At 67.9% G+C, this 330-nt stretch carries 1 protein-coding gene; it reads left to right on the forward strand.

What is annotated here, in order from left to right; translation table 11 throughout:
* Window positions 1–330 (forward strand): multicopper oxidase domain-containing protein (locus tag HA630_RS27195; RefSeq protein ID WP_166832222.1); only part of this gene is annotated, 330 nt, incomplete at both ends.

Consider the following 330-nt stretch of genomic DNA (forward strand, 5'->3'; position numbering starts at 1 on the left):
GCCGACGAAATGACGCAGATGGCCATGGGCATGATGGGCCTGTGGATCACCCACCCCAGGCTGGACGCGCGCGGCCGCCACCCGCTGATCGAGCAGGTGGACCGCGACTACTGCTTCCTGCTCAACGCCTTCGACGTGGAGCCCGGCGCCCAGACCCCCAACGTCAACACCATGCTGGAGCACAACATCTGGGCCTGGAACAGCCGCGTCTTCCCCGGGCTGGACCCGCTGGTGACCCGGCTGGGCGACCGGGTGCGGGTCCGCGTGGGCAACCTGACCATGACCAACCACCCCATCCACATCCACGGCATCGAGTTCGAGGTGACCGGC

This window comes from Aquabacterium sp. A08, from assembly GCF_011742065.1.